Genomic DNA, 14,877 nt, shown 5'->3' on the forward strand with positions numbered 1-14,877 from the left:
TGATGAGTGATCGATTTATGGATTAACAGGTACATGCTGCAAACCTGTGTCTTCATCTAAACCAAACATAATATTCATACATTGCACGGCTTGACCAGAAGCGCCCTTGACCAGATTATCCTGCACCACCAGAATCACCACATGCTTGCCATTGCCTGGGCGATGCAAAGCTATGCGCAACATATTGGAGGCGCGCGTTGAACGAGTCTCAGGATGCGAACCAAAAGGCATCACGTCAACAAAAGCTTCATCTTTGTATGCAGTTTCGAACAGCGCTTGCAAGGCTTCATTACTAATTTCTTGTGTTAATTGCGCATATAAAGTGGAATGCATGCCGCGAATCATTGGTACAAGGTGAGGCGTAAATAACAACTCTACTTTATCCTTAGTCAAACGCTGTAATTGCTCAACCGTTTCAGGTGTATGACGATGACCAGCCACACCATAAGCCTTAAAGCTATCGCTCGTCTCTGAAAACAAAATACCAATTTCTGCTTTGCGACCTGCGCCAGACACACCAGACTTACAATCCGCGATCAAATTACTCGCATCAATCACACCTGCCTTTAACAATGGCGCAAAACCCAATTGCATCGTGGTTGGATAGCAACCGGGATTACCGATCAAACGAGCGTCTTTAATTTGCGCGCGATTCAGCTCCGGCAAGCCATAGACAGCTTCTGGCAATAAATCTTTACAGCTATGTTCCATGCCATACCATTTTTCGAATTGCGCGACATCTTGCATGCGGAAGTCGGCCGCCAGATCAATCACCTTTACGCCATTGGCCAATAATTCAGGCGCCTGTGCCATCGCCACACCATGCGGCGTCGCAAAGAACACTACATCACACTCATTCAAATTCGCTTTATCAGGAGAAGAAAACGCTAAATCAACACGACCGCGCAAGGATGGGTACATCTGCGCTACAGGCACGCCGTCTTCTTTACGTGAGGTAATGGCGGTCAACTGTGCATGTGGATGGGTTGCGAGAATTCGCAATAATTCAACGCCTGTGTAACCTGTTCCACCTACGATACCGATTTTGATCATGTTGATTGTCCTAAACTAAAACTGGTGCCATTAAGAAATTGTGCGTGCATTCTAGCAGTCGAAACCTGATTTCCCAATAGACGATTGTTTCTGTTTCCCTTATCAAAAGGCATTTAAAGCTTTTTGCCGTAGAGGTGCGGAGGACGCAGAGGTTTTCTGGTGCGAGTCATTAGTTCATGGCTTGTCATTCCCGCGTAGGCGGGAATCTAGTGACTCTAGCTGAACAAGTAAATTTGCCTCATCGAAATCAAAGCAAAAACTCTGAGTCCTCAGCGCATCTGCATCGAAAAAATCCTGACCTACCAGAATTAAGGCGAAAAAAAACCGCCAACAAGTGGCGGTTTTTTCTTTGTTCCAGCAAAAATCTGCAAAAAGCAAATTAACGCTTGGAGAATTGTTTTGCACGACGTGCTTTGCGCAAACCAACTTTTTTACGTTCAACTTCACGAGCATCACGAGTAACGAAGCCAGCTTTGGACAATTCAGATTTCAAAGTTGCATCGTAGTCGATCAAAGCACGTGTGATACCGTGACGAACCGCGCCGTATTGGCCAGATTCACCACCACCGTGTACATTGATCATGATGTCGAATGTTTCGAGATGATTTGTTAACTCGAGTGGTTGACGGATAACCATCAAGCCAGTTTTACGAGAGAAATATTGGTCAGCTGGTTTACCGTTGACCACAATCTTGCCGCTACCTGTTTTCAGGAATACACGAGCGATTGCGCTCTTGCGACGGCCAGTTCCGTAGTTGTAATTACCGATCATGGCTATTCCTTAGATGTCGAGTACTTGTGGTTGCTGAGCTGCATGCGGATGCGTTGCATCTGCGTACACTTTCAACTTCTTGATCATTGCGTAACCGAGTGGGCCTTTTGGCAACATGCCTTTAACAGCCTTCTCTAATGCGCGACCTGGGAAGCGAGCTTGCATTTTTTGGAAGTTCGTTTCGTAGATACCACCTGGGTATCCAGTATGACGATAGTAAACTTTGTTCAGAGCTTTAGTGCCAGTCACGCGCAGTTTAGCTGCATTCACTACGACGATGAAATCGCCCGTGTCAACGTGTGGAGTAAATTCTGGTTTATGCTTGCCGCGTAAACGGAGTGCCACTTCGCTGGCAACACGTCCGAGAACTTTGTCTGTCGCGTCAATCACGAACCAGTCGCGCTGAACCTCATGGCCCTTAGCGGAAAAGGTTTTCATGTTGAATCCTAAATAAAAAATATAAAAAACACCCTGATTTCGGTGGTTCTACCAACAACTTCTGGCAGACGCTCCCTTGTTAAATTCTCTCCTGGGCGAACAGAGAGTCGGAAATTATAGTATTTTCAAAGACTTAGCGCAAGCACTCTTTACGTACTGTTTAAGTTTTAGGCAGTCTTAAATGGATTATCAGTTTCTTTTTTGTTGAAACATGCCAAAAAAACCTTAAAGCGCGATTTCACAGGGCAAAAAAAACCCGAAGGTGAGCTTCGGGATAAGTCACTTGGTGTGACGGAGGAGATGCGTGCAGAGATCAATGACAAACTCACACGAAATCTAAGGAATCATCTTAGGCGAATCAACTCTTCTATACTAGGAAAACTTAATGCCATCTAGAAAGTATCGAAATTCGCTACTCGAAGTAGCATATTTCGTGACATTTGCTATGAAGAAGGCGCAGATTACTCTTCAATTTCTCGTCAAATGCGCCGTTTTGCATGAAAACAAGACTTTGTATGACTCAGTTACAATAGACCAGTTTGTATACATACCCACACGGAGGAAAGAAAAATGGAAGTCAACGTAGCCTGGACCGGAACTTCCGGCATGAGTTTTTTAGCAAAAACCGGATCTGGTCATGCGGTCGTAATGGATGGCGCTGTCGAAGGTGGCGGTCATAATCTTGCACCACGCCCAATGGAAATGGTCTTGCTTGGAACTGGCGGTTGTTCAGCTTATGACGTAGTTTTGATTTTGCGTAAAGGCAAACAAGATGTGCGCGGTTGCGAAGTTAAATTAAGTGCGGAACGTGCTGAAACCGAACCGAAAGTGTTCACAAAAATTCATTTTCACTTTGTGGTAACTGGCCGTAATCTGAAAGCAAACTTGGTTGAGCGCGCAATCGCACTCTCCCATGAGAAATACTGCTCTGCTTCGATTATGCTCAGTAAAACTGCACAAATGTCACACAGCTATGAAATTATCGAAGACTTAACTCTGACATCAGAACACGATAAAACAGAAGTGAATGAATAAGTGAGAAAAATTTCAATGTAAAAAAATGCCGGATGATCTCCGGCATTTTTACTATAAAAGAGCAAAAACGAAAAAGAGAAGAATCTAAGAATCCGAAAATCAAACAAGTTGATCACGGCTAAACACAGCCGTATAACTAAAATAAAAAGTGCAGTACATCACCAAAGAAATCGTCAACATCACTGGCAGCATAAGAACGCCAAGCACACCACCACTCAGCGCAACTAGCAAAGCCACGAAACTTAAAATACCGCACCAAGCCAATAAATAGACCATGAATGCACGACGCGCACGCCAGACTGCAAAAAAGCTATAGAAAATCGCCTTCGCCACGCCCATCCCATGCCACATGATCAAAGGCGCACCAAACCAAAAACCCATCGCTGCGGGTGTATAAACAACGAAGAAGGTCAACATGCCCCATCCGATATTCGATTTCACCAAGGCTTTTTGATCCGCTTTAGAAGGATCGGTTAAATAATTCCAAAGCGCGCCATCATCAACGGGTATCGAACAAGCTAAGGAACCGACCAAAGCCATCGTGTACAAGCAGCCCAAAACCAATAAGGGTTTGAACGCTGGTGAACGAAACACGATCAATAAAGAACCGGTTGCAATTGGCTTAGCCTGATCAATATCTCGACAAGCATGCATGATTCCCATACCTAACACGGGACCAAAAACAAAAGGTAAGAAACTACCAAGATAAGGTATTAAGCTCAGGCCAAGATTAAAAAAGATCAAACCAAAAAACATAAACAGCAATTCAAATGGATGCTTTTTGAATGTCTGAAAACCTTGCTGTATCCATTGCAAACCCGCTTTGGGCATCGGTGTATTCATTTGTCTTTTCTATCGTTACTTTAACAACGCGCTTTATCGGCTTTATATCTACACTAAACTACGCTAATTCAATTCTATGTTTGAATTTCCAGAATCAAGACTCAAGCTTGTGGCAAGGCTGGCACTGGCTGCGAAATGCGCAAACGTAAAATACGTTCAAAATGTGTAGGATCATGTGGTGTCAACATTTCTGCATCGCGCGGCTGATAAAAATCATATACACGCGATAGCCAAAACCGGAAAGCAGCAGCGCGCAACATCGCTTGCCACGCTTGCGATTCTTCGACGGTAAATGGTCGAACTGCATGATAAGCGTTTAACATCGCTTGCACGCGTGCCATATCTAACTCGCCGCTCGCTAAATCAATACACCAATCATTAATCGTCACCGCCACATCAAACAACCAAGTATCACAACCAGCAAAATAAAAATCGAAGAATCCGGTTAATTTCTCACCATCAAACATCACATTATTGCGAAACAAATCAGCATGTACTGGCCCAGTTGCCAATGCCTTGTATGTTGGAGTCAATGCAAATGCAGATTGAAATGCAATCTCATCCTGCATCAATTGTCGATTCTCTGCGGATAAAAATTCCAACACTTTGGGTACAGTTATCTGCCACCAATCAAGTGAGCGCAAATTAGCTTGATGAATCGTAAAATCACGCCCCGCCAAATGCATACGCGCCAGCATCGTACCAACTTCAGCACAGTGCACAGGCTGCGGCTCCATTTGCGAGCTGCCATTAAGTTTACTCACAATCGCTGCAGGCTTACCATGCAATGCAACGCATAACTCACCATCCGCATTCGCAATTGGTGCTGGTACCAACACACCACGGTCTGCTAAATGACGCATTAATTTCAAGTAAAACGGCAATTGCTCGAAATTTAAATTTTCGAAAATAGTCAGAACATATTCGCCCTGCTCTGTATCGATAAAAAAATTACTGTTTTCAATGCCTGAAGCAATACCACGTATATTCAACGCCTTACCAAGCGGGAATTGCGTCATCCAAGGCGCAAGATCTTCTAATGTTACCGATGTAAATACAGCCATGTCTATCCACTATCAATGATGGGATCTCTAACAACGCCAATTCTTCCTTAGCAAAGACACGAACGCGATACAGCCCTCACAAGTCATGCCATGCATTCATTGTGAAAGATCATTGATCGTTGCCAAGCATCACAAGGACATTTCGAAAAGTAGAGTTACCCTTATTTTTTCTCTGCCGGCATCGAAACCGACGCTGCGCTCGCTGCATTTGCAGAAGCGGGAGTCGATGCAGCTTTCGCTGCTGGAGGCGCTACTGATTTGGTAGAACCAGTCTTTGAAGTAGAGTAAGGGCCTGGTGATAACACAGGTAAAGATTCGACTTCTTTAGTCTCTTTCTTGCCGCCGAATTCCATTACTTTCCATTGCGCTGCGCGATTAGCATCACCTTCTGGGGTGCCTTTCGGCGCATTGTTTGGTTTCACCGTGTAGGTGCTTTTGCCAGTACGAACCTGGACTTCAGTTACTTTACCGTTGTCTTTACGCTCAACGGTTTTTAACTTATTACTTTCTTGCTTAATCAATTTAATATCAGAATCTGGACCCTCTTCCAATTTTTCTAATTTTGGTGGCGGTGGTGCCGTCTTTTCTTGCGCCAACACAGTTGCTGGTGCCGAAATAGCAAAACAGGCCATCACAAAAGTCGTAATAAGACTGGAAAGGCTGGAAACAGAGGTCGATGAGCTTTTCATGATTTTCACTTTAGATTCAATAGAAATGCGAACAATTGCCCAGCATTGTAACAAAGCCCGGGCGTCCTTAGCAGGAAAGTCGTGCGATGATGTGTTACCGACGATTACCATCGCACACTTTTTATAGAAACACGCCAACAAATAAACCATGTTGGTGAAAAGTTTGTGTGCAATGTCTCACTAGTGCTCACGCTGACTATAGTCTCGCACATGGAGCGAATTTTCAAATATCTTACAGATACAACATGCGTTGGCGTTCTTCGTCCGATGGTTCAATATTATGCGCTTCATAAAACGCAAAAATCGCATCAACAATATTTGCTGGCTCATCGATCACTTGTACCAAATTCAAATCCTTATCTTCAATCAAACCCATATCAGCCATTTGTGAACGAATCCAATCTAAAAATCCCTGCCAAAAACCAGTACCTACCAAAATCACGGGTATGCGCTTACTTTTTCCAGTTTGCATCAAGGTTAGCACTTCCATCAATTCATCCATGGTGCCGAAACCACCAGGAAAAATAATGTACGCATCGGCATACTTGACGAACGACACTTTACGCGCAAAAAAATGCCGAAAATTTAAGGAAATATTTTGCCAAGGATTAGTTTTTTGCTCGTGTGGTAATTCAATATTCAAACCAACCGATGCAGAAGCTCCTTCAAAAGCACCGCGATTGGCAGCTTCCATGATGCCGGGACCGCCACCAGAAATCACCGCAAAACCTTCATCGGATAATCGTTTCGCGACATCGACGCATTGTTGATAATACGGATTTTCAGGCTTAATTCGGGCAGAACCGAAGATAGTTACAGCGGGGCCAAGTGCCGACAGACGTTCGGTAGATTCGATAAACTCTGCCATAATCGTGAACATATGCCATGACTCACGTGCCTTCAAGGCGGTTGCCTTGTCTTTGTCCGTGATCTGGCGCAATTTTAAAATTCTTTTTCCGCTGTCATTCATACCCAAATCCTTATGCAAAAAACTCTGTTATTAGTCGACGGCTCTAGCTATTTATACCGCGCATTCCACGCCCTACCTGATTTGCGCAATATGCGCGGCGAACCGACTGGCGCGATACATGGCATGGTCAATATGATGCGCAAGCTGCGCCAAGATTATCCCGCAGCTTACATGGCTTGTGTGTTTGATGCCAAGGGCAAGACTTTCCGCGACGATCTGTATCCTGAATATAAAGCACAGCGCGCACCAATGCCAGACGATTTGCGCTTACAAATCGAACCAATTCATCAAGCCGTGGCAGCCATGGGTTGGCCTATTTTGATGGTAGAAGGCGTCGAAGCCGACGACGTAATCGGCACGCTCGCGGTCGAAGCCACCGCGCGCGGCATGAATACCATCATCTCCACCGGCGATAAAGATTTGGCGCAATTGGTGAATACCAACGTCACCTTGATCAACACCATGAGCAATGAAAAACTCGATGAAGCAGGCGTGCTCGCCAAATTCGGCGTACCACCGAATCGCATCATCGACTATTTAACCCTAATCGGCGACACCGTTGATAACGTCCCTGGCGTGACCAAATGCGGCCCAAAAACAGCGGTGAAATGGCTGACCGAATACGATAGCTTAGATGGCGTAATCGCCAATGCCGACAAGATCAAAGGCGTGGTCGGTGACAATCTGCGTGCGGCCTTAGATTGGTTGCCACAAGGTCGTGTCTTAATTACGGTGAAAACCGATTGCGACTTAGCAGGACATCACATTTCCATCGATGAGTCGCTCAAGGCCAAAGAGGAAAATCGCGAAGAAATGATCGCGTTCTTGCAGCATCAAGGCTTCAAGAGTTTATTACGCGAATTTGGCGTTGATCCAGTAGCCGGTTCTGCACCAGCCAAAGCAGCATCTGCGCAAGGTGGATTATTTGGCGAGGATGCTGCTAACGATTCCGCGGTAAGCAAAGCAGCTATCACGATTCCTGCAGCACCTGCGGTTACGCAATATGAAACGGTCTTGACCGAAGCTCAGCTCGATGTGTGGTTAGATAAAATCAATCAAGCCGCCCTCACCTCAGTTGATACCGAAACCACCTCATTAGAACCGATGAACGCACAAATGGTCGGCATTTCTTTGTGCTGCGAAGCGGGCATCGCTGCGTATATTCCACTCGCACACAATTATCCGGGCGCACCAGAGCAATTAAGTCGCGAATTCGTTTTAGGTAAAATGAAGGCATGGTTAGAAGATGCCAGCAAAGCCAAAGTCGGACAAAACCTCAAATACGACACGCACATTTTCGCTAATCACGGCGTGCATTTACGCGGCATTCTGCACGACACTTTGCTGCAATCTTATGTATTTGAATCCCACAAATCGCACGACATGGATAGCCTCGCGCTACGCCACTTAGAACGCAAAACGATTAGTTTTGAAGAAGTCTGCGGCAAAGGTGCATCACAAATCGGTTTTGATCAAGTGGACATCGAACGCGCCACCGCCTACGCTGCGGAAGATGCCGACATCACTTTGCAATTGCATCAAGCGATGTGGCCACAAGTTGAACCTTACGACAAGCTACGCTTCATCTACGACAAGATCGAATTACCGACATCAATCGTTTTGCAAAAAATAGAACGCAATGGCGTCTTGATCAATCGCGATTTACTCGCCACCCAATCACATGAAATCGGCAATCGCTTATTAGAGCTGGAACAAAAAGCCTACGAGCTAGCGGAACAACCGTTTAACTTAAATTCGCCCAAACAACTCGGTGAAATTTTCTTCGGCAAACTCGGCCTGCCTGTCGTCAAAAAAACACCATCAGGCGCACCATCGACCGATGAAGAAGTCTTACAAAAACTGGCTGAGGATTACCCATTACCCAAAGTGCTGTTGGAATACCGCGGCCTCGCCAAACTCAAATCGACCTACACCGACAAGCTACCAAAAATGGTCAACAGCGAAACCGGTCGCGTCCACACCAACTACGCGCAAGCAGTGGCGGTCACAGGTCGCTTGGCATCGAACGATCCTAACTTACAAAACATTCCCGTTCGCACCGCCGAAGGCCGCCGCATTCGCGAGGCCTTTGTCGCCGCACCGGGCAATAGCATCGTCTCCGCCGACTATTCCCAAATCGAATTACGCATCATGGCGCACATCTCAGGCGACGCAAGTTTGCTCAAAGCTTTTGCCGATGGCGAAGATGTACATAGAGCCACCGCATCGGAGATTTTTGGTGTGCCATTAGCCGAAGTGACTAGCGAACAACGACGCTACGCCAAAGTAATTAACTTCGGACTGATCTACGGCATGAGTGCCTTTGGCTTGGCCGGCAACTTAGGTATAGAACGCAGCGCCGCCCAAAGCTACATCGATAAGTATTTCCAACGTTACCCAGGCGTCGCCCAATACATGGCCGACACTCGACTACAAGCCAAAGCCCACGGCTACGTCGAAACCGTGTTCGGCCGCCGACTCTGGCTACCAGAAATCAACAGCCCCAACGGCCCACGCCGCCAAGGCGCAGAACGCGCTGCGATCAACGCCCCTATGCAAGGCACGGCGGCAGACTTGATTAAGCTAGCGATGATTGCGGTGCAGACTTGGTTAGAAACGGATGGTTTGCAATCGAAAATGATTATGCAAGTGCATGATGAATTGGTGTTGGAAGTGGTGGCAGAGGAATTGGAATTGGTGAAGCGCAAGTTGCCGGAGTTGATGGCTGGGGTAGCTGAGTTGAAGGTGCCTTTGCTTGCTGAGGTGGGAGTTGGGTTGAATTGGGAAGAGGCGCATTAGTCATCCTCAGCAATCCAATTTTCGGGCACTGCGCGTTGTTGCTTGTCCTCGCAATACAAATGTATTGCTCCGGGAAGCGCCTAGCGCAGCATCCCGAGAATTGAATTGTTGAGGCGCCTGTTTGAGAAATTGTTTTGATTTTGAAGCGTATCAAGAGCCGACGCACATTGCACCGTCCGACAGTCACTTGATAAACGCGCTTGATAAACAAAGAGATAGCTTAATTATTTGATCTATTGATTCTCATAAATGCTTAATTTTATTTGGAGTTGAAAAATTGAAGTTATTTAGTTCAAGGAAAAAACAAGCCCAGAAATTTCACGAACTAGGGCAGGCACAAAGTGATGAAGGTAACGATTTAGAAGCAATAACTTCATATATGAAAGCTATCGAACTAGATCCGCAAAAATCCGAAAGTTTTTATAATCTTGGATTAATTTACAAATACAAAGGCGAGTGGGAAAAGTCACTTGAATTCAATGCAGAAGCTAACAGGCTAGATCCTGATGATGAAGCAGCACGATGGAACTTGGCAATAGCAGCGACCGCATTAAGAAATTGGCCAATTGCTCGAAAGGCTTGGGCAGACAATGGAATTGCACTCGAAGGAGAATCTGGGGCTATAGACATGAATTTTGGAATTGCACCAGTTCGTTTAAATCCAGATGAAGACGGTGAAGTAGTTTGGGCAACTAGAATCGATCCCGTTCGCGCACGAATTGATAACATTCCCTTTAAAGAATCAGGATTTAAACACGGCGATATTGTGTTGCACGACGGCGCGCCAGTTGGTAGCAGAAAAATTGGCGAAAGAGAATATTCTGTATTTAATGTATTAGAGTTATTCGAGGAGTCGGATTACACAACAACTGAAGCAATCGTTTTAATTGAAAGCAATGAAGACCTCGAAATATTGGAAAAACTCTTTTCGTCGACACCACACTATTTCGAGGACTGGTCATCAAATATTCGAATCCTTTGTAAACAATGCAGTGAGGGCGAGCCGCACGAGCAACATGATGTTGAATTAAAAGAAGTGTGGAATCCAAAAAGAAATCTTGGCATCGCGGTACTAAAAAATGAATCAGTATCAGAGATATTCGATGTTTGGCAAAAAGAGTGCGGTGGCCGATTATTAGAAATAATCGAGACAGTTCAAGATTCTGTATAGATACCACGGAGTTCACCAATCCCGTAAGCCTTGTAGAGTGGGCACGCTTTTTGTGCCCACGCGGAATGCTTGGTTTCTCAACAAAATTTGTTCGCTGTACCTTATTCTTATCACCTTTTCCCGTCATAACGCGCGGGAACGATGATGCCGTGCCCACCCTACGAATTTAATCAACCCAAAACGGTCTAACAAAAACCCAATGAACTTTCAAATCCGCCCTCTCTTACTGATCACTAGCATCACCATTCTCAGCCTAACCCAAACCGCAAACGCCAACAGAATCGGCATCAAAATGCCAAGCGAACCAAAGCTAATATCTGCACCAACCGCTTGCAAATCGCTAGACGATTGGAACGAGCCAACCCATGCGCGTAGGATTTATGGCAATACTTGGTATGTCGGTACTTGCGGGATCAGCGTCGTGTTAATCGCAACACCGAACGGTCATGTCTTGATTGATAGCGCACCGCAAAAAGCGTCGGAAGCGGTGCGGCAAAACATTCTATCTTTGGGTGTCAAACTGAGTGACATCAAAACGATTTTGATCACACATGAACATCATGATCACATGGGTGGTTTGGCTAGTATGCAAGCCGCAACTGAGGCGAAGGTATTGAGTCGCAGTAATATCGTCGATGTTCTGAAATCGGGAAAAAATGATCGTCGTGATCCGCAGTTTGATGAGTTATCTGGCTTTGATCCAGTTGCGAATGTGCATGCGTTTGAGGATGCAGGTACGATCGCCATCGGTGATAAAAAGATTCAACACTTGCCCATGGCGGGTCATGCACCTGGCGGTTCGGGTTGGACTTGGCAAGAGTGCGAGAAATCTGTTTGCAAGAATCTCGTATTTGCCGATAGTTTAGGATCGATTTCTGATGCGACTTATCGCTATTCCGCACCCGATTCTTTGGCAAATGCACTGCGCGAAAGTAGTCAGCGTGTAGCGAAAACTGCCTGCGATATTCTGATCACCGGTCATGGCACCGCGAGTGATCTGCTGGCTCGTTTGGATGGTGCAAAACCCTTAGCCGACACACAAGCCTGTGTAAATTATGCGCAAACGGGAATGCTGCGGTTGGAAGAACGTTTAAAAAAAGAGATGGTTAAGTAAAAAGGTATCGCTGAAAACAAAAGCAAGAAAGCAAACACGTGATGAGCATAATCAGTATATGCCCATCAACATCACAACAAGCTTCGGAACATGCTAGCAGATCGAATTAGAGATGCTTTAATTGTAGCGACTGCCCGATATCACCATCGTGTACATCGACAACTATTTTATCAAAGCCTGATACAAATTAAACACGCTGACCAAGCTGATTAAGCTACCGACCAAGATCAACAAAGTCTTTGGTTTTAAGTGCTTGGTAACAAATGCGGCAAACGGCGCAGCCACTAAGCCACCCAAGGCTAAACCCGCGACTAAGATCCATACTGTGTGATCCAAGATAGAAAAGAACGATGCCGCGACCACGATGGTTAAAAAGAACTCGGCAAAATTGACCGTACCAATCGTGGTACGTGGGTCTTGTCCTGAACCAACCAATGAGGTTGTCACGATTGGTCCCCAACCACCACCGCCTGTGGTATCCATTAATCCGCCAAAGAATGCGAGTGGAACGACCTTTTTTGTATTGATATCCGACTTGGCTTTGATTTGACGAAAGGCTTTACTAATAACGTAAACGCCCATCAATAGAAGATACAAACTGATATAGGGCTTGAGCGCTTTACCATCAATACTACTCAAAATATAAGTACCAACCAGCGCGCCGATGATGCCCGGCACGAGTAAGCCAAAGAATAATTTCTTATTCACGTTACCCATTTTTAAATGCGCTACACCCGACACGCCTGTCGTGAAGACCTCGGCCAAGTGCGTTGCGCCGCTCGCTAACGCCGGTGGCGCACCTGCCGCGAGCAAAAAGCTACTTGAAGTAATACCGTAAGCCATACCCAATGCGCCATCAATCACTTGTGCTAAGAACCCAACACCAACGGCACTCCAAAACAAAGGATCGTATAAGGTTTGCGTTATCAGCGCCATGCCGGTTTGTTGATTACCGCCGAAGAACAAGCGAAACACCAAATACACAACTAAGCCGAGCAAGATCGCTACCACTGCATAACTCAATATCCGCAAAATCGGATGCTCATGCGCATGCGTCACTTCGTATTCGATAGGAGGCAATGCCAGTGCTTCGTGCTCTGGATTGATGCTTCTATCATCAAGATCGATATGACGGATTTTCATATTGGCTTAGGGGCTGGATTTCATTCAGAAGCGGCGATGATAACTAAATCAACTCAAATTCAAAACAATAGAATAACTATTTGCTTATGCAAAAGTTCTGTATCGCTGCAATTAAATAGAACCGTAGCGCTTTGTCTACCACTAAAAATATTGCAGAGTGATTCGGATGGGTTTTACACTGGTTGTGTCGAATTTTCGGCCAACTTTCAGCGAACTTTCAATGAAATCACTAATCAAAGTCTAGCGATCAGCATCCACTTTCGCCAAAAACAGAAAATAACAATCACACAAGCCAAACATAGGAGACTTTCATGCACTTTCCGCAAAAATTAATCTGCTCTACCTTGGTTAGTGCTTTATGCGGCGCTAGTTCGATCGGCTTTGCACAAGCACAATCGCTGGAGATTTTGCAAGGCAGCCCGCTCAAACAAGATGATTTTGTAGTGACGATGGTGCGGCAATTGGAATTAGAAAAATACAAGGCAACGATCAAATCATTAACCGAATTTGGTGATCGTCGTCAGGGCACAGAACGCAATCGTCGTGCTTTGGATTGGATAGAAGCCCAACTCAAATCCTATGGCTGCACTAACACCGAGCGCATGCAATTTGACTATACACAAGCACCACCCGCTACACCGGGCGCTACTCCTGCACCTCGCCGCAATGTGATTCCTAGCGGTGGCTTGGGCGGCGCACCAGGACAAGGTGGTAGCACCCTGTTTGGCAAACGTGCAAAAACTGGGGTCAATACTGACCCGCTACTGCAGCCAAATGAAAAATTACGTGCCTTAAATGCAGAACAAACTCCGATCGGTACTTCGCAACGTGAGAATGTGTACTGCACCAAAATAGGCAAAACCAATCCTGACGAAATGTATATCGTCGGCGCGCACTTTGATGGCATCGGCTTCGGCGAAGCTGCCAATGACAATGGATCTGGAACCGCCTTGGTGATGGAGCTCGCTCGAATATTCAGTGCACCGGGAATTGAAACCGACAAATCAATACGCTTTGTTTTTTGGAATAATGAAGAAAGTGGCTTAAATGGTGCTTATGCCTATGTCGCGCAACGTAAAGATTTGCAAGGTATTGAATCACCAAAAGGCTCGGGTAAATATCCCGAGCCAAAATGGCTGGGCATGATACAGCACGATATGATGCTGTGGGATCATGGTATGCCAATCGAAAAATTAGATGAACATGGTAAGCCAGTATTGGGCGCAGATGGCAAACCAATCTACGTTTCGCCAAAAGAGCAAAGAGCGGAAGCAGACGTCAATATCGAATTTCAATCGACGGCAAAACAAGCAGAAGGCGCAGCGAAATTGGCATGGTTCTTCCGCGCCGCGAATGATAAATATGCGACCAACTATCCAGCGGCTGTTGGCTTTCATATGACCAACACCGATTCGGTGCCGTTTATGGATTTAGTCCCTGCGATCTCTTTGCGTGAAAATGAGCGCGGTATGCATATCGGCGCAGGCTGGAATCCGAACTGGCACCAACCCAGCGATGTGTACTCAACATATTCAGACAAAGACTTTTTGTTAGGCTTAAATGCCGCACAGACAACTTTGTCGGCTGTGGCAATCTTGTCTGGTGCCAAAGCTGTCGCAAAATCGAGCAGCGACAAAAAGTAATCGGCTTATTTGAACCAGTAAACGTCGACGATTTAACCAAATTTATCTTTTGACGAAGGGGGGATTCAAACTTTTGGACTTACAATTCTAGTATTTACAATAAAACACTAATCATCGCGCTGGGTCACTTAGAACCAGCGCTT

13 protein-coding genes are annotated in these 14,877 nt (G+C 45.7%); 5 read left to right on the plus strand and 8 right to left on the minus strand.

Going from position 1 to position 14,877, the window contains the following annotated elements:
- Positions 1-15: 15 nt before the first annotated feature.
- The 3 genes from argC to rplM all read right to left on the minus strand — a co-directional run bounded on the left by argC (position 16) and on the right by rplM (position 2,263).
- On the minus strand, positions 16-1,053 hold the full coding sequence (argC, locus tag KDM92_RS06450) for an N-acetyl-gamma-glutamyl-phosphate reductase (protein ID WP_212683576.1): 1,038 nt from the start codon (positions 1,051-1,053) through the stop codon (positions 16-18).
- A 379-nt stretch (positions 1,054-1,432) separates the two neighbouring features.
- Positions 1,433-1,825: a 30S ribosomal protein S9 gene (gene rpsI, locus KDM92_RS06455; protein ID WP_189346785.1), complete on the minus strand. Its 393-nt coding sequence runs from the start codon at positions 1,823-1,825 to the stop codon at positions 1,433-1,435.
- 9 nt (positions 1,826-1,834) lie between these two features.
- Positions 1,835-2,263, minus strand: a complete 429-nt coding sequence (rplM, locus tag KDM92_RS06460; RefSeq protein ID WP_189346784.1) for a 50S ribosomal protein L13 — start codon at positions 2,261-2,263, stop codon at positions 1,835-1,837.
- A gap of 570 nt (positions 2,264-2,833) precedes the next feature.
- On the opposite strand from rplM, the gene KDM92_RS06465 reads away from it, so the two are divergent.
- Positions 2,834-3,298: an OsmC family protein gene (locus tag KDM92_RS06465; protein ID WP_212683577.1), complete on the plus strand. Its 465-nt coding sequence runs from the start codon at positions 2,834-2,836 to the stop codon at positions 3,296-3,298.
- Between the two features lie 99 nt (positions 3,299-3,397).
- On the opposite strand, the gene KDM92_RS06470 is transcribed toward KDM92_RS06465, so the two are convergent.
- The 4 genes from KDM92_RS06470 to KDM92_RS06485 all read right to left on the minus strand — a co-directional run bounded on the left by KDM92_RS06470 (position 3,398) and on the right by KDM92_RS06485 (position 6,864).
- A complete protein-coding gene (locus KDM92_RS06470) occupies positions 3,398-4,141 on the minus strand; it encodes a BPSS1780 family membrane protein (protein WP_212683578.1) in 744 nt (247 codons plus the stop codon).
- Between the two features lie 101 nt (positions 4,142-4,242).
- A complete protein-coding gene (locus KDM92_RS06475; RefSeq protein WP_212683579.1) occupies positions 4,243-5,205 on the minus strand; it encodes a homoserine kinase in 963 nt (320 codons plus the stop codon).
- A 161-nt stretch (positions 5,206-5,366) separates the two neighbouring features.
- Entirely contained in the window at positions 5,367-5,894 is a 528-nt protein-coding gene (locus KDM92_RS06480; RefSeq protein WP_212683580.1) for a hypothetical protein, read from the minus strand.
- A gap of 232 nt (positions 5,895-6,126) precedes the next feature.
- Positions 6,127-6,864, minus strand: a complete 738-nt coding sequence (locus KDM92_RS06485; RefSeq protein WP_212683581.1) for an LOG family protein — start codon at positions 6,862-6,864, stop codon at positions 6,127-6,129.
- A gap of 12 nt (positions 6,865-6,876) precedes the next feature.
- On the opposite strand from KDM92_RS06485, the gene polA reads away from it, so the two are divergent.
- The 3 genes from polA to bla all read left to right on the plus strand — a co-directional run bounded on the left by polA (position 6,877) and on the right by bla (position 11,948).
- Positions 6,877-9,663 (plus strand): DNA polymerase I, encoded by a 2,787-nt coding sequence (polA, locus tag KDM92_RS06490; protein WP_212683582.1) that lies wholly within the window; start codon positions 6,877-6,879, stop codon positions 9,661-9,663.
- Between the two features lie 277 nt (positions 9,664-9,940).
- Complete coding sequence (locus tag KDM92_RS06495) at positions 9,941-10,834, plus strand: tetratricopeptide repeat protein (protein WP_212683583.1); 894 nt, start codon at positions 9,941-9,943, stop codon at positions 10,832-10,834.
- A gap of 199 nt (positions 10,835-11,033) precedes the next feature.
- On the plus strand, positions 11,034-11,948 hold the full coding sequence (gene bla / locus KDM92_RS06500) for a subclass B3 metallo-beta-lactamase (protein WP_212683584.1): 915 nt from the start codon (positions 11,034-11,036) through the stop codon (positions 11,946-11,948).
- A gap of 162 nt (positions 11,949-12,110) precedes the next feature.
- Here bla and KDM92_RS06505 read toward each other — a convergent pair whose 3' ends face one another.
- On the minus strand, positions 12,111-13,091 hold the full coding sequence (locus tag KDM92_RS06505; protein ID WP_212683585.1) for a sulfite exporter TauE/SafE family protein: 981 nt from the start codon (positions 13,089-13,091) through the stop codon (positions 12,111-12,113).
- 311 nt (positions 13,092-13,402) lie between these two features.
- On the opposite strand from KDM92_RS06505, the gene KDM92_RS06510 reads away from it, so the two are divergent.
- Positions 13,403-14,734 carry a M28 family metallopeptidase gene (locus KDM92_RS06510; protein WP_212683586.1) on the plus strand — a complete coding sequence of 444 codons (1,332 nt, stop codon included), beginning with the start codon at positions 13,403-13,405 and terminating at the stop codon, positions 14,732-14,734.
- Positions 14,735-14,877 lie beyond the last annotated feature (143 nt).

Source organism: Affinundibacterium baiyunense, from assembly GCF_018139645.1.
Lineage (GTDB): Bacteria > Pseudomonadota > Gammaproteobacteria > Burkholderiales > Burkholderiaceae_D > Undibacterium > Undibacterium baiyunense.